Source organism: Frankia sp. CeCAU1, assembly GCF_977971845.1.
On the sequence record NZ_CDWWXA010000030.1, the window covers coordinates 1 to 21,591 of the forward strand.

Below are 21,591 nucleotides of genomic sequence, written 5' to 3' on the forward strand. Positions count from 1 at the left end.
GGTCCACATCCAGTCCCTTCAACGCTCAGACACCCTTCACGGCTGAGGCACCCTTCACTGCTGAGGCACCCCGGCAGGTCACTGCCAAGACACCCCGGCAGGTCCGCCCGCCACGCCGGCACCGGGCTTCGCGCCCACCTGAGCCAGCCGTACCGGTGTCACCTTCCGCACGTCGTCGGCGGTTACGCCCGGCGCCGTCTCCACCAGCACCAGACCATCGGAGGTCACGTCGATGACGGCGAGGTCGGTGATGATGCGCTGCACGACACCTGTGCCGGTCAGCGGGAGCGTGTTCTCGGGCAGGATCTTCGGCGATCCGTCCTTGGCGCAGTGCTCCATCAGAACGATCACGCGGCGGGCGCCGTGGACCAGGTCCATCGCGCCCCCCATGCCCTTGACCAGCTTGCCGGGCACCACCCAGTTCGACAGGTCCCCGCGCTCGCTGACCTGCATGGCGCCGAGGATCGCCGCATCGATCTTCCCCCCACGGATCATCCCGAAACTGGTGGCGGAGTCGAAGAAACTTGCTCCCGTCGCGATCGTCACCGTCTCCTTGCCGGCGTTGATGAGATCCGGGTCCTCCTCGCCGGCGACCGGGTAGGGGCCCAGGCCGAGGATGCCGTTCTCACTCTGCAACACGATCTCCACGCCGTCGGGCACGTGGTTGGGAACCAGCGTCGGCAGACCGATGCCGAGGTTGACGTAGTCCCCGTCGTTGAGTTCCGCCGCCGCACGGGCGGCCATGTCGTCCCGGGACCAGGGCATCTCAGGCACCTCCTGCAGCGGTCGTGACGGCACGCAGGGTGAGCCGCTCGATCCCCTTGTCCGCGGCCTGGCCGGGCGTCAACGCCACCACCCGCTGCACGAAGACTCCGGGCAGGTGGATCTCGTCGGGATCCAGCGCACCCGGCTCGACGAGTTCCTCCACTTCCGCGATCGTCACCCTCCCGGCCATGGCGCAGAGCGGGTTGAAGTTGCGGGCGGCCCTGCGGAAAACCAGGTTGCCGTGCCGGTCACCACGCCGGGCCCGCACCAGGGCGAAGTCCGGCCGCAGCGCCGTCTCCCGCACGAAGACCTGCGGCACCCCGTCGACCTCGAAGACCTCGGTCGGCTTGGGCTGCGAGGCCAGCGCCACCTCGCCCGAGGCGTCGTACCTGATCGGCAGCCCGCCGTCGGCGACCTGCGTGCCGACGCCGGTGCGGGTGTAGAACGCCGCGATCCCGGCTCCACCGGCGCGCAGCCGCTCCGCCAGCGTCCCCTGCGGGTTGAACTCGATCTCGACCTTCCCGGAGAGGTACTGCCGTTCCAGTTCCTTGTTCTCCCCCACGTACGACGCCACCAGACGGCGGATCCGCCCGCCCTCCAGCAGCAGCGAGTTACCCACACCCGGGATCCCGCAGTTGTTGGAAATGACGGTCAGGTCCGAGGCCCCCTGTTCGGCGAGCGCGGCAAGGAGCACCGACGGGATGCCGCAGACCCCGAAACCACCACTCGCCACGCTGGCCCCGACCGGAATATCGGCGACCGCCTCCTGCGCCGACGCCACGACCTTGTCCACCTCACCCCTCCTTCAGCAGGGCCCGGCGCAGCAGAACCGTCTCGGGCGGCGCATCGGCCGGGATCGTGGTCAGCACAAGCCGGGCTCCGTCACGGGGCGCCTCGCCCTCGCCGTGCCAGAACGCGTCGGGAAGGACGACAGCCCGCGTGACATCGCCGGCCACGTCGACCGAGGAGGCGAATCGCACCGCCAGCGTCCAGTCGAAGTGCCCGGCCACATTGGTCAGCGAGGTATAGCCACCCGCCCGCTCCGGGAACTCCAGCGTGGCGGAGTCCCCGCAGCGGGCCCGGGCATCAAGGAGCAACAGTCCCAGCGGCGGCGACCCCAGGCGCCCCAGCCATTCGGCGAGGTACATGGAGGCGCTGTCGGCGTGGTCCTCGCTCACCTCGTCCAGCCCCGTGCCGGCCCGGTCATGTGCCCGCAGCAACCACCTCGCGGGCGACGGCACCGACAGCACGACCCGTCGCCGGGTCGAGTCCGCCAGCGTGCGCATGGTCAGGACCAACCGCTCGACGGCGGGCTCGTCACCGAGCAGGGTGCGTAACGCATAGCCCGTGCGGCTACGCTTCCCCAGCGCGCTCACCAGGTCAGGCGTCGCCGCGAGATACGCGTCGTAGAACGCCTCGGCATTGACGAACACCGCATCCGGATCCAGCAGGGCCTGGACCTGGGCGACGTGCCCGGTCAGGGCGGCGAGGTCACCCCAGGGGATCTCGCTGCCCTGCCGTAGCACTGCCGTCGCGTAGGCGTCGTGGTCGATCACCAGCGCCCGGCCGCCGGGCGCGGCAGCGAGCAGGGCAGTGAGAGAAGACATTCAGTGCTCCTTGAACCTCAGGGCTCCGTAAACCTCAGGCGAGACGGAACCTCAGGCGAGACGCTTGACGTCCTCGCCGTGCCTGTCCTCCAGCTCCCGCACGCGCGCCTCCAGCGCCGCGATCTTCAGCTCCCGGCGGTCCGGAATCACGATGATCGGCAGTTCCTTCAGCGGCGCCTTGACCCGCTGGGGACCGTCGATGGTGAACACCGTGGCGGTGAGGTCCTTGGTGTCGTCGCCCCAGGAGCCGTAGTAGAGGAGGTCCTTCGGCGGCTCCTCGGTGACGAAATCCTTGACGAACTCCGCGTAGGGCTTGCCGCGCGTCAGGCGCGTCTGGCGGACCCGCTCGCGGGCCTGCCTGGTGCCCTCGGCGTCGAGCCGGAAGGTGATCGGGTCATAGCGGACACCGAAGATCTCCTCGGCGACCTTCTGGCTGATCCGGCCGAGCTCGGCATCGCGCACCACCGACTCGGGCAGGCGCTCCAGCGGGTCGCCGTACCCACCACCGGCACCCTGGGAGATCATGTAGAGCTCGCCGTCCTTGGCGCGGTCGTACTGCAGACCCATGTGATAGGTCGAGTACTTCCCGTCCGGGAACGGACGCTCGTTCATGACCTTCTCGATCGAGAGGTCGAACTTCTTGTTGTCCCGACGAATGTGCTCGTAGACATTCGTGCCCTTGACCATCGCCAGCGGGTAGGTGCCGCAGCCGTAGCCCCCGAACATGCCGTAGATGGACGAGAACTTCGCTCCGGAGGTCACCGTCATGAAGCCCCACTCCGGCGTGCCCTCGGCGGCCACGATCATCTCGTAGCCCATGCCGCCGGTGAACTTGCCGAAGCCCATGTTGTCGCGGACCAGGCGCTTGGCCACCAGCTGCATGAAGGGCACCTCCTCCTCCATGACCTCCTGCTCGGCCGTGTCGGCCATGGCGCAGAAGAGCGGCGAGACGGCGTCCTCACCGTCCCGGAAGGGCTTGGCTCCCCCGGGCATGCCGTTGAGGTCGGCACACAGGTTGCCGACCATGTCGCCGTGTTGGGTGACACCGCCCCACAGGAACGTGTTGATCTGGTTGAACCAGTTGGCCACGATGTTCGAGTACTTGTGCGGTGTGGAGAACGACATCTTTCCGTAGAGCGCCTGCATCATCGAGAAGCCTCGGAACGAGGCCTGCAGCGACTGTCCCATCGGGGCGTCGTAGGACGCGTCGGCCCAGGTGCCCTCGTCGGAGATGATCTCGATGCAGCTCATCGCCGCCGTGCAGCGCGGCAGGTCTGGCCACCAGAACGCCAGGATCGCCTGCATCATCATCGACTTCACCGAGCACAGCGGAGAGTTGATCGCCCGGTTGATGATCTCCGGTCCGGTGCCACGCAGGTCGACGGTCATCTTGTCGCCCTTGACGTGGATCCTGCAGGAGATCTTGATGAGGATGTTCTCCTTCAGCGTCGAGTCCATGAACTGGTTGAAGGAGTACGTGCCGTCGGGAAGCTCGGAGATCCGGCGGCGGACCTCCGCGTCGACGTCCTCGACGGTGACCCGCAGGGCCGCCACGAACGTGTCGACGCCGACCTCGTCGATGACCTTGTCGATGCGCTCCATGATCTTGCGTACCGCGGTGATCTTCACCTTCAGGTCGGCCAGCTGCAGCTTGGGGTCGCGCACCGAGTGCTGGAGGAAGGTCAGCAGGTCCCGGCGCAGATGACCACGCTCGACGATCTTGAACGGGCTCATCCGGAGGCCGTCGTCGAACGGGGTCTCCGAGCCCGACGGCATGCCGCCCGGCTCGCAGGCGCCGTTCTCGCCTTCGTGGATGGTCGCCGCCACCCACGCGATGATCTCACCCCCACGTATGATCGGCATGATCATCGACTGGTCGGTGTTGTGGACGTTGCCGAACCGGGCGTCGTTGTGGATGAATCCGTCGCCCTCGTGGATACCGACGGTCGGCTCGTCCTTCCAGTACTTCATGATGTACCGGATCGGGTGGTGCAGGATCGCGGAGAACGCGATCACCCCGTGGCAGGAGAGGTAGGACACGTCCCCGGCCGCGGTGTAGATCGCGGTCGTCAGGTCACCCCACTTCGCCCCGGGCGCGGCACCCTGCGCCTCGCACATCTCGTAGCCCTCGTCGAGCGCACCGGCAATCCGCTTGCGGATCCGCTCGACCACCAGCCGGTCGACACCGGCGGCGATCGCCGTCTCCTCCCGCGACGTCCGTTCCTGGATGGAGTGGTCACGCATGATCACCGGGTCGGGACCGAGGAAGAGGGTGGTCTCGTCCATGAACTGGTCGACCCACTCCCGCTCCTGGGGCGTGAGGGTGTTCTGCTCGGCGGCCTGCTCCTGCGTGGCGCTGTCGTCCGTGACAGTCATCGTCTTCTCCCTGGTGCGCTCGACGGTGTACTCGATCAGTCCTGCAGGAACCAGACGGCGCCCTGCACCGTCGGCTCCAGACGCCAGCCCGGCTCGACGAGGTAGGTGGTGTTCTCGGTGGTGACGATCGCGGGGCCGGGGATCACCCGCTCGTGCGACAGCGCGGCCTGGTCGTAGACCGGCGTCTCGATCGAGTCGTCCTGGCCGATGAAGTAGACCTTGCGGTGCGACACCTCGGTCGGCACCGTGCGCTCGCCGCCGGCCTCCAGCGAGTCGAAGTTGACGACGTCGCCGTCGACGTAGGAGGCCACCCGCACGGTCCCCACCCGGATCCCGGCTTCGGGTGCCGCGCTGCTGGCGCCGAACCGGTGGCTGTAGACATCACCGAAGGTGCGGATCATGTGCAGTACGTCGCCGACACCGTTCATCCGGTTGATGTCGAGGGCGACGGCCTGGGTGAGCAGCTGGTTGCCGTAGCGCATGTCCAGTTCCAGGCGGTACTTCACGTCGTCGGCCGCGAAGCCCTGACGCACCAGGTCCTCCCGGCCCCGGGCCTCGAGTTCCTCGACGATCGCGTTGAACTCCTCGTACTTGTCGTACAGCGACCGGGAGGTGGCGTTGTACATCGTGATGTGCACGCCGCGCTCGTGGAAGTGCAGCTGCTTCATGTTGCCGGCGCCGCAGGCGGAGAACACCGACGAGAACGGCGGGGCCAGGATCTGCTTGATGCCGGCATGGCGAGCAATACCGCAGGCGTGCAGCGGACCGTTGCCGCCGTAGGCGAGCATCGTGAAGTCCTCCGGCAGATAGCCGCGCACCCGCAGCTCCTTGCCGATGCCGATCGCCATCTGCTCGTCAACGCCGTCCTTGATCGCGCGGGCGATGGCGAGAACGTCCATGTCGAGCTGGTCGCACAGGTTCTCTTCGACGGCGAACCGGGAGCGCTTCGGGTTGAGCTTGATGTAGCCGTTGGCGTAGTTGTCCGGGTCCAGATAGCCGAGCAACAGGTCGGCGTCGGTCACCGTCGGACGCAGTCCGCCGCGGTCGTAGCAGGCCGGGCCGGGGTTGGAGCCGGCCGACTCCGGGCCGATCTTGATGGAGTTGTGAATCCGGTCGTACGACGCGATGGAGCCGCCGCCGGCACCGAGCGTGTCGAGGTGCACCATCGGCACCGACACCAGCCAGCGGTCGATGGTCGGCAGGAAGTCGTAGTGCTTCACGCCGCCCTCGGGCACCAGGCCGATGTCGAAGGACGTGCCGCCCATGTCAGTGGAGATCACATGGCCCAGGCCCGTCTCGTTCGACAGGTGCTCCGCGGCGCCGACACCGGCGATCGGACCGGAGTGGATGGTCTGCAGGGCGTCGGTGGAGTTCATCTGCGCCATGCCACCGGAGTTGTGGATGACCAGCATCGGCTTGCCGTAGCCGGCGTCGCGCAGGTTGTTCGAGAGCTGGCTGAGCGCGTGAAACATGATCTCGTGCAGGAAGCCGTCCACGATGGTGGAGGTCGCCCGCACGTATTCGCCCTTGCGACCGGAGACCTGGTGGCCCAGCAGCACCGGGATGGCACCCAGCTCGTGGGCCGGGAACTCGTCGAGGACGATCTCCTGGATCGCCAGCTCGTGCTCGGGGTTCTCGGTGGCGTTGACCAGCGAGACCACCAGGGCCTCGGCGCCGGCATCCACCAGCTCACGGACCACCGTGCGGACGTCCTCGGGATCGAGCCTCGCCACGATCGTGCCGGCCGAGTTGACGCGTTCCTTGACCGAGCGGATCAGGTAGCGCGGCACCAGCGGTTCGGGCCGTTCGGCTGCCGGGAGGTTCTGTTGCATCGAGTAGTCCAGGCCCTCGCCGTACCCCCGGCCGCGGGAGAGCGGGATGGTGTCCTCGAAGCCATGAGTGACGATCGCCCCCACCTTGGGTCCCTTGCGCTCGATGAGAGCGTTGGTGCCCAGGGTGGTGGCGTAGCGGACCGAGTCGACCTCGGTGAGCACGGTGCCGCGGTCCAGTCCGGCCCGGCTGCACGCCAGGTCGAGCGCCTCGTTGAAGCCCAGCGCCAGGTTGTGGTGCGTGGTCAGCGCCTTCGCCTCGACGTAGGTCTCGTCCCAGACGAAGAAGCAGTCGGTGAAGGTGCCGCCGATGTCGACGGAGATACGTTTCATTGCCTCGGTTCTCCCTGCGAGATCAGCGGATGTGGCCGGTCGCCTTGTGCATGGCGGTGTATTTCTGCGCGTCCTCGCCGGGCCCGTAGTTGTGGACCTGCTCGGGGTCGACGCCGCGTTCCTCCCACTGGGTGCGCAGCGCGGCGACGTCGATGACGAGATCGGCCGTCGGCGGGTGTCCCGGGGGCACGTACTCGGTCTCGATCTGGGTGGCGCAGCCGGGGCAGTAGAACTCCAGGATCCGGCAGTACGTCGGGTCCGGGGAAAAGGTGAACTCGTAGCGGTCGGGATCGATGATCGGCTGGTGGATCTCCCGTGGGTCGCGGTCGTAGACCAGGCAGCCGAGTTTGTAGTTCCCGTGGGCAGACCAGATGTCGCGGCCGCACACCCGGCAGACCCAGCGCTCGGTGTCGAGGTCGATGACCAGGTATTCGGTCATGGGGACCCGCATGATGACTTTCCTCTCGTAGCTGTCAGGGGACGCTCGGGGCCGTCAGGGGAGGTCAGTGGGTGTCGGTCAGCAGCAGGTCCCCCGAGGCGGTGACCCGGAACTGCCAGCCGGGCAGCACGCGGGCGGTGAAGAACGGGCCCTCGACGATCACCGGGCCCTCGCCACTTCCACCGGGCGGCATCTCGGCGAGCACGAACACCGGCACCTTGTCGACCTGGTCGGGCGCGGAACGGACCAGGCGGGTCTCATTGCTCGTCACCCGGATCGCGGGCACGTCGGTGTCGGGAGCAACGTCGGGGTGCGGCAGCGCGGCCGTCACCGACAGTTGCAGGGAGACCTGCTTCCCGGGGAAGTCCGCGGCGTCGCCGGACTGGTACGGCCTGGTCTCCACCGGCGACCCGTCGGTCTCCTCGATGGTGAGCAGTACCTCGGTGCGGCAGTCGTCGAGGTCGTAGCCCTCCTGGAAAATGTCGCGCCTGGCCCGGGCAAGCATCTCGTCGTACGTCGCCGCGCTGCTTGCCGTGGTCGGCTCCGGCACGCCGACCTCGTAGGTCTTGCCGATGTCGGAGAAGGCAATGCCGAACGCGGAGAAGACCGCCGCCATCCGCGGGATCAGAACCTTCTTCACCCCTGCCGGACGAGCGGCACCGACGGCGCTCATCGGGCCGGCACCACCGAAGGCGATGAGGGTCGAGTTCTCCTCGATCAGGTGCGCGAAGGAGTGTGCCAGCGCCTCGAAGTAGGCCCGCTCCATCCGGATCAGCGACTCCTCCAGGCTGATGCCCAGCGGCTCGGCGATGGTCTCGGTGATGACCGCGGCCGAACGGTCGGCGTCGAGCCGGAAGGTGCCGTCGAGGTAGGTGCTGGCGTCGAGGACGCCGAGCAGCAGGTTGACGTCGGTGATCGTGGCTTCCTTGCCACCGAAGCCGAAGCAGGCGGGGCCGGGGGCCGCCCCCACACTGCGCGGCCCGACCATGATCTGCCCGTCCACCACCGAGATCACCGAGGAGCCGCCGACCCCCGTCGAGTGCACGTTGCTCATCGGGTAGGAGATCGGGACGCCCTCGATGGTGCCGCGCTCATCGGCCGCCGCCGCGCCGCCGCGGACGACCCCCACGTCGGTGGTGGTGCCGCCGATGTCCATCATCAGCGTGTGCTCGAGGCCGTACGTGCGAGCCAGCGCCGCCGTACCCTCCAAGCCGCCGCGCGGCCCGGAGGAGTACGTCTTCAGCGCCACCGCCTTGGCCACCCGCGAGGAGGCTCCGTCGTTGCGGTAGACCAGCAGCGGGTTGAGCACCCTGTACGACTTCAGCCGCCGCTCCGCCCCGTACAGGAACCGCTCCATGGTCGGGTGCAGGAACGAGTTGAGCACGCACGACCACACCCGGCGCGGGTGGTCCCGGTCGCCGGCGAGGGACCACGAGTACAGGAGCGGGATCGAGCCGAGCAGGTGCCGCGGGAACTTGCGCAGCAACACGCTGCGTAGGCGACGCTCCTGTTCCGGCGACTCACCAGCCACCACCACCCGGGCGGCGCCCAGGGTGGTGAGCTGGTTGATCCGCTGGACGACTTCGAAGTCGATCTCCTCATCGGTCGCGTCCATGTCGATGGTGAGCATCCGGTCGGCGATCAGGCCGTCGAAGAGGTCCTTCTCGGCTTCACCGCCGCGCATCCGCTCGAACAGGCCCGGCATCGTGGTGAGGATGCCGATCATCGGGCCCCGCCGCTCGACCAGGGCGTTGGTGCCCTGGGTGGTCGAGTATCGGATGTGCTGCGTAGCGTGCAGCAGCTTCTCCGTGTTGGCTTCGCCGTAGAGCGCGACCGAGGCCTTCTCGATCCCGTCGAAGAGGCACTCCGACAGGTCGTGCGGAGTAGTGAGGGACTTGGTGTAGGTGAACTGGTCGCCATCCCAGACGCAGATGTCGGTAAGCGTGCCACCGTTGTCGATGTTGATCAGGGTGTCCATGACGCTCCTCGGTTCGTGACTCCCTGGGTTCCATGCGCAGGCCCCGTTGTTGGGACAACCCTGCTGGTGTCCCACCGGGTGTCGGTGTCCCAAAATTGGACACTCACTGCTCTTGGATGTGGCGTGGCTCTCAGCCACGATGTTCTTCCACGGGGCCATCCAGGACCCCCGAGGAGGTGCACATGCCGGACACCGCGAACCGCCTCTTACGGGTGGCCGCAGCCCGGGCGGACTTCCTGGAGTGCGGCCGCGCGGGTGCCGTCGGTGTCCCCGACGTGCTCGCGGCATCGTGGGAACGCAGCCAGGCGGCCGGCGTCGACAGCGCACGGCCGCACAGCGACTACATCGACGACATCGACACCGGGTCCCGGCTGGTGCGCTGCGCACGCCCGGTGCTCACTCAGCTCGGCAACGACACCGCGGACCTCCCGCTGGTCATCGCCCTGACCGACCACAGGGCCAGGCTGGTTCAGCGCATCGACTTGTCATCGACGGTCGGGCGGTTGCTCGACAGGGTCGAATTCGCGCCAGGGTTCAACTACTCCGAGTCGATGATGGGCACCAACGGTGTGGGCACCGTGATCGAGGCCGGTCAGCCGGTCAGCATCGTCGGGCCGGAGCACTTCACCGAGCCCCTGCAATGCTTCGCCTGCACCGGCGCCCCGGTCATCGATCCTCTCACCGGCCGGGTAGAGGGAGTGCTGGACATCTCCACGCTCACCCAGACCTGGAGCCCGCTGATGCACACCTTGGTGAAGAGCGCAGCCAAGGACATCAGCCGCAACCTGTTGCTGGATCGCAGCCAGTCCCAGCAGGCCGTTTTCGAGACCTACCTGCGCGTCGAAGCCCGGGCGTCCCGACAGGCCGTCTTCGCCTTCGGCGACTCGGTCTTCATCGCCAACACCCCGGCCCAGGGCCTGTTCGACGCCAGCGAGCAGCTGACCCTGCGCGAGCACGCGACCTTCCTCATGAGCCGCCGCGACCGGGTGAGCGACACCCTGGTCCTGCCGGGGGGACGCATGGTCCATATCCGGGGCACCCGGATCCTGGCCGGCTCCGAGGTGGCCGGCATGGTGGTGATCGCCGACCTCGTCGCCACGGAGAAGGCCGGATCGCCGGGCGACTTCACCGAGCAGGTGCTGCCACAGATCGCGGTCGCGACCCTGCAGACCTCCCGCATCGCCGGCGACCTGTACCGGCCGCACGAGACCATTACCGGTGGTCGGTCACCGGCATGGGTACGCGCGTGCGACAAGCTGCGCGAAGCTCTCATAGCGAAGAAGCCGGCGATCGTGCTCGGTGAGACCGGCACCGGCAAGTTCACCCTGGTCGCCGAGATCTTCCACGCCTCACACCCGGGCGGCCGAAGCGTGTCGATGGACGCCTCCCAGCTGACCATCGAGAACTCCGAGACCGACATCGACTCACTGCTCGCGGGCAAGCCAGAGCCGACCCTCTACATCGTCCGCAATGTCGACCAGGCCAGCACCGAAGGGGCCGAACAGCTCGACGTGTTCTTCACTGCGATCGGCAGGCTCGACAAGCCGACCTCATTCGTTGCGACCCTGTCGGACTCCTCACTGGACTCCGACCTGCCGTTCCACGCGCTCCTCGGCCACTTCGAGGTAGCGATCACTGTGCCGCCGCTGCGATGCCGTACCGATGACCTCGCCGCCATCACCTCGTCGGTCCTGCGCGACATGGCCCCCAACCGCAAGGTGCGGCTCAGCCCAGCCGCCGAACGGATCATCGCACGCTACTCCTGGCCACGCAACGTCTCCCAGCTGCGCGAGGCCCTCGAACACGCGCTGCGGCGGCGACCGGTCGGGGAGATCCAGGCCCAGGACCTGCCGGCCTACTGCCAGACCACCTCGCGGCACGTGCTCACCCCGCTGGAGGCAGCTGAGCGGGACACGATCGTCGCCGCCCTCCAGGAGACCGAGGGCAACCGAATGCTGGCGGCCACCAGGCTCGGGATGTCGCGGTCCGGTCTTTACCGCAAGCTGAAGGCCTACGGCATCACCGCCTGACGCGTCCCCGGTGGGACGGACCGCCCTTGGCTCAGTCTGAACCAGGGCATGCCCCGCGCCGGCGGTCCGCATGAAGCGGAGAGGTGTAAGCCCGTGCAGCCGTCTCATGTTGAGACCGCCTTCCCGCCGCCCATGAGGTGTGATGTTGTGTGATGCAAATCACCCGAATGACGTGGTCGTTACCCCGAGTACAGCCCAACCAGTGACCCGCCCTGGCTTCGGTGACCGTCCGCGCTCACACCGTAAGGAGTCGTATGAGCCGCCAGCGCCCGACGGCGATGAGTGAGACCTACCTATTGATCGACAGACTGTCGGCGGAGTTCGGGCAGGCGCGGTGAGTGAGTACGGGAAAGCCACGCGACGCGGGCTGCTGGCCAGTGCCCCGCTGATCGCCGCGGCGCCCATCACCACGCTTGCGGCCTCGATCACGGCGGCCGAGCAGCACACCTCAAGTGAACAGCACACCTCGATGCCTGCAAGCCATCCGGCCACAGGCCACGGGGCGATGATCGGCCCCGGGGTCCCGGCGCCAGGCGGCCCCCACGACCTCGACGACCTCCTCCACCCGCCGCCGGCTCTGGTACACCAGCCCGGCCGGGTGCGCGAATACAAGATCTTCGCTATGGACAAGGAGATCGAGATTGCGCAGGGTGTCACCTTCCCGGCCTGGACGTACAACGGCACGGTTCCCGGTCCGGTCATCCGCGCGACCGAGGGTGACCTGCTACGCGTGCGGTTCACCAACGGCAGTATGCACCCGCATACCATTCATTTCCACGGGATACACCCAGCGAATATGGATGGTGTCTTCGAGATCGTCGATCCCGGTGGAACCTTCGTTTACGATTTCCCGGCGACCCCCTACGGGATGCACATGTACCACTGCCACGCGACGCCGCTCAAGAAACATATTGCCAAGGGCCTTTACGGCGCATTAATCATCGATCCACCGCAGCCACGCCCGACGGCGCGGGAGTTCGTCATGGTCATGAACGGCTTCGATACCGACGGCGACGGTGAGAACAACTTCTACACGGTCAACGGGCGCGCCTTCTACTATGCGCGCTATCCCATCCAGGTCAAACGTGGCGAACTGGTCCGGATCTACCTGGCCAACCTGACCGAGTTCGATCTCATCAACTCGTTTCACCTGCACGGCGAGTTCTTCCGCTACTACCCGACCGGTTCGGGGGACCAGTACGAGTACACGGACACGGTCATGCTCTGCCAGGGCCAACGCGGGATCATCGAGATCGAATTCCATTACCCGGGCCGCTTCATGTTCCATGCCCACCAGTCGGAGTTCGCCGAACTCGGCTGGATGGGATTTTTCGAGGTGACCAACTCATGACCAGCGAATCCCGACGGTTCCAGGAGGCCTCGCGGTCGGGCGGCCTGCGCTGGCGGCTGTGGGCGCTGGTTCCGATCACCCTGCTCGGTGCGGTCGTCTGGTTGTTCACGTCCACCGGAACGTCACTAACCGGACTCATCCGCGCCAATCCCCCCGCACCCGACGAATTCGCCGTTCGCCGCGTCGTCTTCGAACCGGGCGAGATCCGCATCCACGTCACCAACCCCCAGCATGCCGACCTCACCATCGCCGTGGTCACAGTCGACGACGCGATCGTGCCTTTCACGGTGGATGGTGGAAGCGTCCTGCATCATCTGCGTTCGGCCACCATTGCTGTCCCCTACCCGTGGGTACCCGAGGAGCCGATCGCGGTCGGGGTGACAAGCTCCACCGGAATCCAGACCAGCAAGAAGATCACAGCGGCGGTCGAGACGCCCGGCGTTACCGGCCGCAGCATCCTTGGCTACACAATCATCGGCTTCCTCGTCGGCGTGGTACCGATCGCACTCGGACTGGCCTGGCTGCCCTCGCTACGCCGGGCCGACTCCCGCTGGACCAGCGGCTTTCTGGCGCTCACCGCTGGTCTGCTCACCTTCGTGGCCTTCGACGCCCTCGGCGAGGCATTCGAACTTCAGGCCGGCCTGCCCACCAGCCTGCACGGTACCGGGGTGGTCCTGTTCGGTGTCGCCGCCAGCTACCTTGCCCTGACCTTCGTCACCAGCCGCCTGTCCGGCAATACCGGCGCCGGGCTGAGCGGAGCCACGCTGGCAACGCTCGTCGCGATCGGTATCGGCCTGCATAATCTCGGTGAGGGCCTGGCCATCGGCTCCTCCTTCGCGCTGGGAAAGCTCGTCCTCGGCACGTTCCTCATCGTCGGATTCATGATCCACAATATCACCGAGGGACTTGGCATCGCGGCCCCGCTCGCGGAACAGCCCGAGGTGAAGGCGCCCCGGCTCGTCAGCCTCGCGCTTGTCGCGGGTGCGCCCGCCATAGCCGGAACCTGGATCGGTGGGTTCCTCATCAACGACGTCCTCGGGGTGCTGTTCCTGTCCATCGCGGTCGGAGCAGCCCTGCAGGTCGTCGTCGAGATCGGACGCCGCCTGGCCCACCGGGCACCCGGCGGGCTCGGCACCGGTCACGTCCTCGGGGGATTCCTCGCCGGCATCGCCGTCATGTACACCACCGGACTGCTCACCGGCTGAGCGCGGATGGCCCCCCAGGCACAGAAGCGGGAGCCGGTGGCGGCAGGAGTTCTCCAGGCCGCCACCGGCTCCCGCTGTCAGTTCGACGTTGAAAACGCTGTCAGTTCGACGTTGAAAAGCGGTTGACCGGGCTGGGACAGCTGTCCGATCACTTCCGTGTTGGTCGCGAAGCCGGTCCGGCGGTAGGCGGCCCGCCGGACCGGCGTCATCCGCTCCGGAAACGGTGGTGCTGACCGGACGCGAGACCGTTCCTGCCGTGGCGTGTCGGCAGCTGCCGACACGCCCACCGGCCGCCTGACGATCAGGCGATGTTGGAAGGCCGGACCAGGCCCTCCGCGAGATCCCCGAATCCGGGAGCGATCACGGCACCCGGGTTGCCGATGACCTCCTCGACAACCAGGGTTTCCGTTGTCAGCAACAGCGCGGCGATCGACGCCGCGCTCTGCAGCGCGCAACGGGTAACTTTCACCGGGTCGATGACACCGAAGCCGGCCATGTCCCCGTATTCTCCGGTCGCGGCGTTGAAACCGTGACCGCGCGGCAGCTCGGCGACCCGCTTGACCACTTCGTCGCCGTCGTAGCCGGCGTTGATCGCGATCCAGCGCAGTGGTTCGGCGATGGCCCGCCGAACGATCTCCCTGCCTTCGGCGGCGTCGCCGGTCAGCGTGAGCTTGTCAAGGGCCGAGGCCGCTTGCAGCAGTGCGGTACCACCGCCCGCCACGACACCTTCGGCGAGAGCAGCCCGTGCCGCCGCGAGGGAGTCCTCGACCCGGTGCAGCTTCTCCTTCAACTCCACGCCGGTCACGGCGCCGACCCGGATCACCGCGACGCCGCCGGACAACCGGGCGATCCTGGTCTGCAACGTGTCCTGGTCGTGGGGGTTCTCCGCCCGTTCAAGCTCCCGCTTGAGCTGGTCGATCCGGGCATGGATCTCGGTGGCGGAACCGGCGCCGTCGACGATCGTAGTCGCATGCTCGGTAATGGTGGCCTTCTTGCAACGCCCGAGCTGGCCGAGGGTGACCCGGTCCAGGGAAAGCCCGGCATCCGCGGTAATCACCTGACCGCCCAGAAAAACCGCGAGATCGTTGAGCTCGGCCAACCGACGGTGACCGAAACCGGGTGCCCGGACCACCGCGGACCGGAAGGTCCCGTGCACATTGTTGGCGACCAGCATGCCCAGTGCCGGTCCCTCGACGTTCTCCGCGAAGACGATCAACTGGCCGCCGGCCCGGGTGACCAGCTCGAGGACCGGCATCAGGGCCTGAACCTGAGAGATCTTCTCGTTGGTCAACAGGATGTAGGGGTCGGTGTAGGCGGCCTCCATCCGCTCGGTGTCGGTGACCATGTACGGCGAGAGGTACCCGTTGTCCAACTCGATACCGTCCACGAAACTGACCTCGAGTCCGAAGATCGGGGATTCCTCGACCGTGACCACCCCGTCGCAGCCGACCCGGCCAAGGGCCGCGGCCACGACGTCGCCGATCCGGGCATCGTTGTTGGCGGCGAGGGTCGCCACCCGGGCAAGATCGGTCTCGCCCTCGACCTCTCCCCGGTACTTTTCAAACTCCTCCAGCAGGGCGGCCACGGCAGCCTCGATGCCGTTCTTGAGAAACATCGGGTTGGCGCCCCCGTCCACGGCATGCAGACCCTCCCGGACGAGGGCCTGCGCGAGCACGGTGGCGGTGGTGGTTCCGTCGCCGGCAGTGCCGTTGGTCTTGGTCGCGACCTCCTTGACCAGTTGCGCCCCCATGTTGGCGAAGGGGTTACGCAGCTGGATCTCCCTGGCTATGGTCACACCGTCATTGGTGATGGTGGGCGGCCCGGTCAGTTTTTCGATGACGGCGTTGCGGCCCTTTGGACCCAGAGTCACCTTGACGGCGTCCGCCAGGGCATTGACCCCGGCCTCCAGCAGGCGGCGCGCCTCGACATTGAACCGCAGATCCTTGGCCATCTCTTCCTCAGTCCTTCCGCTCCGCATCCGTCAGGGCGGGCCGATGGCGGCACGATCGTGACTGCGAGCAGCTGGCGGGGCATGATGGCGAAACCAGCCCCACCTGGAGCCCGATCCGATCGCACAGTCGCGCCGCCGGAGCCCTGGGTTCCCGAGCCACGCACAGATCGGGTCCGGATGATCAGTAGATCAGGGGATCAGGATCGCCCGACCGCGCACCTTGCCGTGGTGAAGGTCGTCGAGCGCCTGGTGGAACTCTGCCAGGGGGTAGGCACTCGTGTGCAGGGTGACCTTGCCACGGGTTGCGAGAACCATCAGCTCAACGAGGTCGCTGTACGATCCGACCAGGTTACCGATGAAGTTGATCTCAGTGGAAATGATGTCGATGGTGGGGACGTTCAGCACCCCGCCATAGCCGACAACATAATACGAACCGGCGCGACGCAGCATGGCGACACCCGCCTCGATCGCACCGCCTTCGCCGACAAAGTCGATGACCGCCTCGGCGCCGCTGCCCCCGGTGAGATCGAGTACCGCGGACACCTCGCTGCCGTCGGCCCGCACCGTGTGGTCGGCGCCCAGTTCGCCGGCGAGCCGCAACGCCTCGGCGGAACGGTCGACGACGATGATCTCGGCTGGGGTGAGGGCACGCAGCACCTGCACACCGATGTGGCCCAGACCGCCGGCTCCGATCACCACGACCCGGTCACCGGGACTCAGCGCCGCGGCTGCCTTGCGTGCCGCGTGATAGGCGGTCAGTCCGGCGTCGGCCAGTGCCGCCACATCCGCCGGTTGCAACGACGGGTCGAGTTTGACCACCGACCGGGCGTTGGTCCGCAGAAGTTCGGCGTAGCCGCCGTCGCTGTCGATCCCGGGAAAGGACGCCCGGGCGCAGTGCACGTCGTCGCCGTCCCGACAGGCCCGGCATAGCCCGCAGGTGACCAGCGGGTGCAGGATGACCGGGTCGCCCACGGCGATGTCGCTCACCGCCGAACCGACCTCGTGCACCCAGCCGGCGTTCTCGTGGCCGAGCACGTACGGCAGGGTCACGCCCGACTTCTGCTCCCACTGCCCTTCGATGATGTGCAGGTCGGTCCGACAGACACCGGCGCCGCCGATCCTGACCACCACGTCCAGCGGATGGAGGATCTTGGGCTCGGGGACGTCTACCAGCCGCGGCGCGTTGTCGTACTTGATGACCTGGACGGCCCTCATCGGCCCACCTCCACGTTCGTCGCTGTCACGTCACTGTCACGTCATGGGTGTGCGGTCCACCGTGCCGTACCGCGTCTCCAGCAGACCGCGGCAGACCGTGGTGTTCGCGTCGATCGTCACCCGGACGGTCCGGGCAAACCGCAGCCGGAGGGGCAGCGCCTCGCGATCGATCGGACGGCCGTCGTCGTCAACGAACAGCGGCGCCTCGGGAGCCAGGGACAGTCCGAGGGCATCCCGTCGGCGCAGCAGGCTGCGTCGTTCCGGTGACTCCGGCACGTCCGCCAGCCGGGCCCGGTCCAGCGACTCGGGTGACCAACCCGCGGCTACCAGGCGCTTGGCCGCGCCTTCCAGGCTGGCGGTGTGCGCCTTACGCAGGAAGGTCATCCGCAGGTCGTCGAGGCCTCCGGTGGCCTCCCCGGGGAAACTCGCCGGGAAACCGTCTCCGGCGGCGACTCCGGCGTTGATCTCTTCGGCAGCGAAGTGATCCTCCAGGGCCACGTCCACCTCGGTGACTCCTGGCAGCTCCTTCACCACGTCGTGCGCGTCGGACACCATCAGGTAGGCGAAGTTCGGCGCACAGAAGTAGGTCGGGAGTCTGAGCCGAACCTGCACCCGCCCGTCCTGGACCACCAGAGCACGGACGAATCCCAGCTCGGTGACGGGCTGGTCGAGCTCTGGATCGTACACCCGCCCCAAAGCTTCCCAGACGTCCGCGGCCAGGCCGGTCCTACTGGTTACTGTGGGTGTGGTCATACGGACTGCCCTGCGCCCACGAGAGGCGTCGACGCCGGAGAACCGCTACCCGCCCCGCTAACCTCGGCCGGTACCTCGATGTCGTAGAGCGCGGCCGCGTTGAGACCGAGAATTTTGCGCTTGATGTCGGGGGTGAGCACGCCGTACTCGGCCTGCATGTCCGCCGGGATCTGGAAGTCGACGAACTTCTCGACCAGCCACTTGGGGTGCCAGATCGCGTAGTCACTCGAGAAGGTCAGCCGGTTCTCGTCGAGCCAGTAGAGGAGCTCACCGATGATCTGCGCGAAGTAGCGCGGCCGGCTGTGGATGAACGGCATGGCCACCGCGAGCCCACCGTAGACGTTCGGCTCCTGCGTGGCGATCCAGCAGAAGTCCTCCAACCGGGGCAGTCCGACGTGTTCGATGATGAACCGCAGCTCGGGGAATTCGGTGGCCACATCATCGACGTCGGCGACATCGAACGCGTCCCGGTTCAGCGGGTAGATCGTCGGGCCCTTGTGGATGTGGATGTTGCGGATGCCGAGTTCCTGGCACTTCTCCAGATACCGGTAGACCCACGGGTCGGTCAGCTTGTAGCCCTTGGACTCGCCCTTCCACTCCGCCGTGTAGAGCTTCACGCCCTTGAGGTTCCAGCGTGCCGCCAGGTCCGCCAGTTTCGACAGGCCCAGTTCGCCGTCACGCGGGTCGAAGGCGCCGTTCACGATGAACTTGCCGGGGTACCGCTCGGCGAGCGCGCCGTCCTGCTCGGTGGTGTTGAAACCATTCCGGTAGAAGTCCGTCAGATAAGTGGGCTGGAAGATCCCCTTGTCGACGTAACCGTCCTCGAACAGGTCCTTCACCATGACTTCCGCAGAGTACTTCTGGAACTTTTCCCGCGGCCAGAGGTACTCCTGCGGGCTCAGATTCACATGGTAATCGTAGAAGCAGTCGATGAAACCTTTTCCGTAGCGGTTCGCCTGGTTTTCCGGGCTCCCATCCCAGAAGTGCAGGTGGGAATCCACGATGAAGTATCGCTCATTGTCCTTGACGTACATGTGGATATCCTCCGAAATATCATCACGGCCGGTCCACGCCGGGCCGGATGAGCCCGGCGTGGACCGTGCCGTTCGCCCCGGATCAGGTCAGTTAGTGACGACTTTCAGATCGAAATCGATGTACTCCGCCGCGTCCTCGGGGTTGGCGAACAGTACGGTCTTGTCGTCAAGATGCACCATCCGGCCGTAGTGCGTGGACATGATCTCCTCGAAGTCGGACACACCGAAATCGAAACCGAGCGCATCCGAGATCTCGTCGAAGTCAAATTCGATCTTACGTTCGCCGTCAACCCGGATCATGGACGGATACTCCTCGACGCGGATACCGGGCTTGCTCCGCATGACGTCGGCGACGACATATCCGTTCTGGTTGTTCATCAGGGTGACGCCGCACATGTTCGACGAGGTTCGATTGGCTTTACCGAGCTCTGGGTTTCCGTTCGCGGTGGTCACTGCGTCAGCTCCTTCGGCTCGGGCAGACCAAGGTCGGAAAGGACGGCCCGGAATCCGTTGACCGTGGCGTCGAGGGATTCCGAGAAGGTGATGACTTTCTCCTGCGGCTGCGACCAGATCGGCTGCAGTTCATGGGCCGCCTTCAAGCTCAGCGGAACCCACCGGGACAACCAGCCGGAAAGGGTCTCGACGTTGCCTGCGCCGAACTTCTCGTCGGTGATGAGAAGCTTGAGCAGCGCGCGGGTGTAACGCAGGTCGCGCTCGTAGTCGTTCTCGCCGGTTCCGACCAGGGTCGGCGTGACGTAGTCGCCGTTACGGGCGGCGATCTGCATGACGAGGTGACTGCGGAATAACACGCCGACCAGCGACTCGAACACGATGTTCGCGGCGACGAGTGCCTCCGCCCAGTCAGCGACCGCGGTGATCCGCTCGACGTTCTCCCGCACCGGCTGCCACACCGGGTCGTCGTGCCAGACCTTGCGGTGGGCCGATCCGTCGAACCCCGGCAGGGACTCGGCCAACTCCAGGTTGTACAGGGCGAGGTCCTGGGCGAAGCGGAGCTTGTGCGCGCTGTTCACCGCGATGGCAGTGTTAATCATGTTCGTGGGACCCGACCGCTGGGCGGCGACGAACACGTGCAGGCCCAGACCGTTCTCAGCATGCATCCAGGCGCCCAGGTGCTGCTCGACGAACTTGGTCCACCCCCGCGACCAGCCGTCGTAGGCATGGGCCGCCCGCGCGTTTTCAAGGTTCTGCTGGATCTGCCGGACAACATTGGAGTTGTTCCGGTAGATGGTCTGCTCCCACTCCTCATTGGGGTCGCGGAAGGCGTGCCAGTCCGAGGAGCGCAGAGCCGTCCAGTCCTGCGGATATCCGCCGGGTCCCTTGGCGAAACCGTAGATCCAGCCCTGGGCCAGGTAGCGGTCAGGGTCCGGCTGGACGTCGAAGGTGACGTCCTCGTACATGGTCGCCCGCATTTTCTGCGGCTTGAAGTAGTTGTACACACGGCTGGTGGAGCTGGGGAACGTTAAGGCGCCCGCCTCCGCGTCGGTGAACTCCGGCTTGGGGAAGCTCCTGATCTTACCCGTGACTTGCGTCATGCCTGTGCTCCTCGTGGCAGGTCGTCAACCGATGGCCGACCGGTGACGATGACCGGTCAGCTTTCGGCGGCGGCCGTGATAGTGAACTTGTCGTAGAAGATCTGTTCTTTCGGGACCCCACTCGACTCAAGCCGCGGCAATGCCGCGTCAATCATGGGAGGCGGACCACACAAGTAAACATCGCAGGATGCGATGTCGGTCTCGCGTCGGTCCACTATATCGGTTACCAACCCGTTTTCCACGGGATGGCCGATATCGTCCGGGTTCTCCGGCATGCTGTCGGACAGGCAGGGGACGAACGTGAAGCCGGGAATCGACGCACCGGTCTGGAGGATCTCGTCGACATAGAACAGGTCGCGGGGGGCACGCGCCCCGTAGTAGAAGACGACCTCCCGCTCGCTGTTCTTCGTTGCCAGCTGGCGTAGCAGGGAGAGGATCGGGGCCATCCCCGCGCCACCACCGATGAAGACGATCCGACGGTCCGAGCTCACCCGGAGCGTGAAAGCACCGTACGGCCCGGTGACGGTCAGTGGATCATCGGGGCGCAGACCGTCCTCCAGAAGTCCGGAGAAACGCCCGCCCGGATACTTCTTGATAATGAACTCGAGATAGCCCTCCGCCGCCGAGATGTTCGCCATGGAGAACGAACGGTGTTCACTCGAACCAGGAATGGTGATATCGACGTACTGACCCGGATGGAACATGAAGTCCGGTGAACCGGTGATGTCCAGACGCAACCGGGTGATGTCGTGGGTGAGATCTTCTGTCTCGACGACAGTGCTTTCTATGGTCCGCACCGGAAGGCCGGATCGGATCATGTCCTCGTCATAGTTGACCAGTTCGACCGACAGATCGCTGAAGGCGTGCGCCCGACACAGCAGAATGTAGCCCTCATCACTTTCGTAATCGGCCAACGCGAAGGTCGAATAGCGGCCCATCTGTACATCACCGTCAAGCAGGAAGGACTTGCACGCCGAGCACTGTCCCTCCTTGCATCCGTGCATCAGGTTGACGCCCTGGCGGAACGCCGCGTCGAGCACGGTCTCGTCCTCGGTAACCTCGATCTCCACGTCGACCGGCTCGAACCGGACCCGGTGGGTGTCGCTCATGCCCGTCTCTTTCCTGCTTTGAAAAACCCGTCGTATCCGGGCGAGCCGCCCGGGCCGCGCCTC

Annotated in this window: 17 protein-coding genes; 3 read left to right on the forward strand and 14 right to left on the reverse strand. The window is 66.4% G+C overall.

What is annotated here, in order from left to right:
- Window positions 1-78: 78 nt before the first annotated feature.
- Genes AC08OO_RS07985 through AC08OO_RS08015 form a run of 7 tightly spaced genes read right to left on the reverse strand, consistent with a single transcriptional unit; the run spans window position 79 to window position 9,327 of the window.
- Window positions 79-765, reverse strand: coding sequence for a 3-oxoacid CoA-transferase subunit B (locus AC08OO_RS07985; RefSeq protein ID WP_476609380.1), 687 nt, complete (start codon window positions 763-765; stop codon window positions 79-81).
- Window position 766: 1 nt separating this feature from the next.
- A complete protein-coding gene (locus AC08OO_RS07990; protein WP_011436914.1) occupies window positions 767-1,558 on the reverse strand; it encodes a CoA transferase subunit A in 792 nt (263 codons plus the stop codon).
- A 1-nt stretch (window position 1,559) separates the two neighbouring features.
- Window positions 1,560-2,372: a hypothetical protein gene (locus AC08OO_RS07995; RefSeq protein WP_476609381.1), complete on the reverse strand. Its 813-nt coding sequence runs from the start codon at window positions 2,370-2,372 to the stop codon at window positions 1,560-1,562.
- Between the two features lie 51 nt (window positions 2,373-2,423).
- Window positions 2,424-4,748: a hydantoinase B/oxoprolinase family protein gene (locus AC08OO_RS08000; protein WP_476609382.1), complete on the reverse strand. Its 2,325-nt coding sequence runs from the start codon at window positions 4,746-4,748 to the stop codon at window positions 2,424-2,426.
- 35 nt (window positions 4,749-4,783) lie between these two features.
- Window positions 4,784-6,910, reverse strand: coding sequence for a hydantoinase/oxoprolinase family protein (locus AC08OO_RS08005; protein WP_476609383.1), 2,127 nt, complete (start codon window positions 6,908-6,910; stop codon window positions 4,784-4,786).
- A gap of 22 nt (window positions 6,911-6,932) precedes the next feature.
- Window positions 6,933-7,361, reverse strand: a complete 429-nt coding sequence (locus AC08OO_RS08010) for an acetone carboxylase subunit gamma (RefSeq protein ID WP_043591636.1) — start codon at window positions 7,359-7,361, stop codon at window positions 6,933-6,935.
- Between the two features lie 52 nt (window positions 7,362-7,413).
- A complete protein-coding gene (locus AC08OO_RS08015; protein ID WP_476609384.1) occupies window positions 7,414-9,327 on the reverse strand; it encodes a hydantoinase/oxoprolinase family protein in 1,914 nt (637 codons plus the stop codon).
- Between the two features lie 182 nt (window positions 9,328-9,509).
- Here AC08OO_RS08015 and AC08OO_RS08020 point away from each other — a divergent pair, with 182 nt between their 5' ends.
- From AC08OO_RS08020 to AC08OO_RS08030, 3 genes are all read left to right on the forward strand, one after another.
- Window positions 9,510-11,357 carry a sigma-54-dependent Fis family transcriptional regulator gene (locus tag AC08OO_RS08020; RefSeq protein ID WP_476609385.1) on the forward strand — a complete coding sequence of 616 codons (1,848 nt, stop codon included), beginning with the start codon at window positions 9,510-9,512 and terminating at the stop codon, window positions 11,355-11,357.
- 334 nt (window positions 11,358-11,691) lie between these two features.
- Window positions 11,692-12,708, forward strand: a complete 1,017-nt coding sequence (locus AC08OO_RS08025) for a multicopper oxidase domain-containing protein (protein ID WP_476609386.1) — start codon at window positions 11,692-11,694, stop codon at window positions 12,706-12,708.
- A complete protein-coding gene (locus AC08OO_RS08030) occupies window positions 12,705-13,913 on the forward strand; it encodes a ZIP family metal transporter (protein ID WP_476609387.1) in 1,209 nt (402 codons plus the stop codon). The genes AC08OO_RS08025 and AC08OO_RS08030 overlap by 4 nt, the downstream gene beginning before the upstream one ends.
- Before the next feature lie 301 nt (window positions 13,914-14,214).
- On the opposite strand, the gene groL is transcribed toward AC08OO_RS08030, so the two are convergent.
- From groL to AC08OO_RS08065, 7 genes are all read right to left on the reverse strand, one after another.
- Window positions 14,215-15,864 carry a chaperonin GroEL gene (gene groL / locus AC08OO_RS08035; protein WP_476609388.1) on the reverse strand — a complete coding sequence of 550 codons (1,650 nt, stop codon included), beginning with the start codon at window positions 15,862-15,864 and terminating at the stop codon, window positions 14,215-14,217.
- 189 nt (window positions 15,865-16,053) lie between these two features.
- Window positions 16,054-17,079, reverse strand: a complete 1,026-nt coding sequence (locus AC08OO_RS08040; RefSeq protein ID WP_476609389.1) for an NAD(P)-dependent alcohol dehydrogenase — start codon at window positions 17,077-17,079, stop codon at window positions 16,054-16,056.
- A 36-nt stretch (window positions 17,080-17,115) separates the two neighbouring features.
- Entirely contained in the window at window positions 17,116-17,832 is a 717-nt protein-coding gene (locus AC08OO_RS08045) for an iron-sulfur cluster assembly protein (protein ID WP_476609390.1), read from the reverse strand.
- Window positions 17,829-18,866 (reverse strand): amidohydrolase family protein, encoded by a 1,038-nt coding sequence (locus AC08OO_RS08050; protein WP_011436926.1) that lies wholly within the window; start codon window positions 18,864-18,866, stop codon window positions 17,829-17,831. Before AC08OO_RS08050 ends, AC08OO_RS08045 begins: the two co-directional genes overlap by 4 nt.
- A gap of 87 nt (window positions 18,867-18,953) precedes the next feature.
- Window positions 18,954-19,319: a propane 2-monooxygenase effector subunit MimD gene (gene mimD / locus AC08OO_RS08055; RefSeq protein ID WP_476609391.1), complete on the reverse strand. Its 366-nt coding sequence runs from the start codon at window positions 19,317-19,319 to the stop codon at window positions 18,954-18,956.
- Window positions 19,316-20,419 carry an aromatic/alkene monooxygenase hydroxylase subunit beta gene (locus AC08OO_RS08060; RefSeq protein WP_476609392.1) on the reverse strand — a complete coding sequence of 368 codons (1,104 nt, stop codon included), beginning with the start codon at window positions 20,417-20,419 and terminating at the stop codon, window positions 19,316-19,318. The genes mimD and AC08OO_RS08060 overlap by 4 nt, the downstream gene beginning before the upstream one ends.
- Window positions 20,420-20,475: 56 nt before the next feature.
- Window positions 20,476-21,528, reverse strand: a complete 1,053-nt coding sequence (locus AC08OO_RS08065; RefSeq protein ID WP_476609393.1) for an FAD-binding oxidoreductase — start codon at window positions 21,526-21,528, stop codon at window positions 20,476-20,478.
- Between the last annotated feature and the right edge of the window lie 63 nt (window positions 21,529-21,591).

What these genes read in the sequence shown, in the direction of transcription:
- AC08OO_RS07985 (WP_476609380.1), bottom strand. Translation starts at nt 765, where the DNA reads ATGCCCTGGTCCCGGGACGACATGGCCGCCCGTGCGGCGGCGGAACTC.
- AC08OO_RS07995 (WP_476609381.1), bottom strand. Translation starts at nt 2,372, where the DNA reads ATGTCTTCTCTCACTGCCCTGCTCGCTGCCGCGCCCGGCGGCCGGGCG.
- AC08OO_RS08000 (WP_476609382.1), bottom strand. Translation starts at nt 4,748, where the DNA reads ATGACTGTCACGGACGACAGCGCCACGCAGGAGCAGGCCGCCGAGCAG.
- AC08OO_RS08005 (WP_476609383.1), bottom strand. Translation starts at nt 6,910, where the DNA reads ATGAAACGTATCTCCGTCGACATCGGCGGCACCTTCACCGACTGCTTC.
- AC08OO_RS08010 (WP_043591636.1), bottom strand. Translation starts at nt 7,361, where the DNA reads ATGCGGGTCCCCATGACCGAATACCTGGTCATCGACCTCGACACCGAG.
- AC08OO_RS08015 (WP_476609384.1), bottom strand. Translation starts at nt 9,327, where the DNA reads ATGGACACCCTGATCAACATCGACAACGGTGGCACGCTTACCGACATC.
- AC08OO_RS08020 (WP_476609385.1), top strand. Translation starts at nt 9,510, where the DNA reads ATGCCGGACACCGCGAACCGCCTCTTACGGGTGGCCGCAGCCCGGGCG.
- AC08OO_RS08030 (WP_476609387.1), top strand. Translation starts at nt 12,705, where the DNA reads ATGACCAGCGAATCCCGACGGTTCCAGGAGGCCTCGCGGTCGGGCGGC.
- groL (WP_476609388.1), bottom strand. Translation starts at nt 15,864, where the DNA reads ATGGCCAAGGATCTGCGGTTCAATGTCGAGGCGCGCCGCCTGCTGGAG.
- AC08OO_RS08040 (WP_476609389.1), bottom strand. Translation starts at nt 17,079, where the DNA reads ATGAGGGCCGTCCAGGTCATCAAGTACGACAACGCGCCGCGGCTGGTA.
- AC08OO_RS08045 (WP_476609390.1), bottom strand. Translation starts at nt 17,832, where the DNA reads ATGACCACACCCACAGTAACCAGTAGGACCGGCCTGGCCGCGGACGTC.
- AC08OO_RS08050 (WP_011436926.1), bottom strand. Translation starts at nt 18,866, where the DNA reads ATGTACGTCAAGGACAATGAGCGATACTTCATCGTGGATTCCCACCTG.
- AC08OO_RS08060 (WP_476609392.1), bottom strand. Translation starts at nt 20,419, where the DNA reads ATGACGCAAGTCACGGGTAAGATCAGGAGCTTCCCCAAGCCGGAGTTC.
- AC08OO_RS08065 (WP_476609393.1), bottom strand. Translation starts at nt 21,528, where the DNA reads ATGAGCGACACCCACCGGGTCCGGTTCGAGCCGGTCGACGTGGAGATC.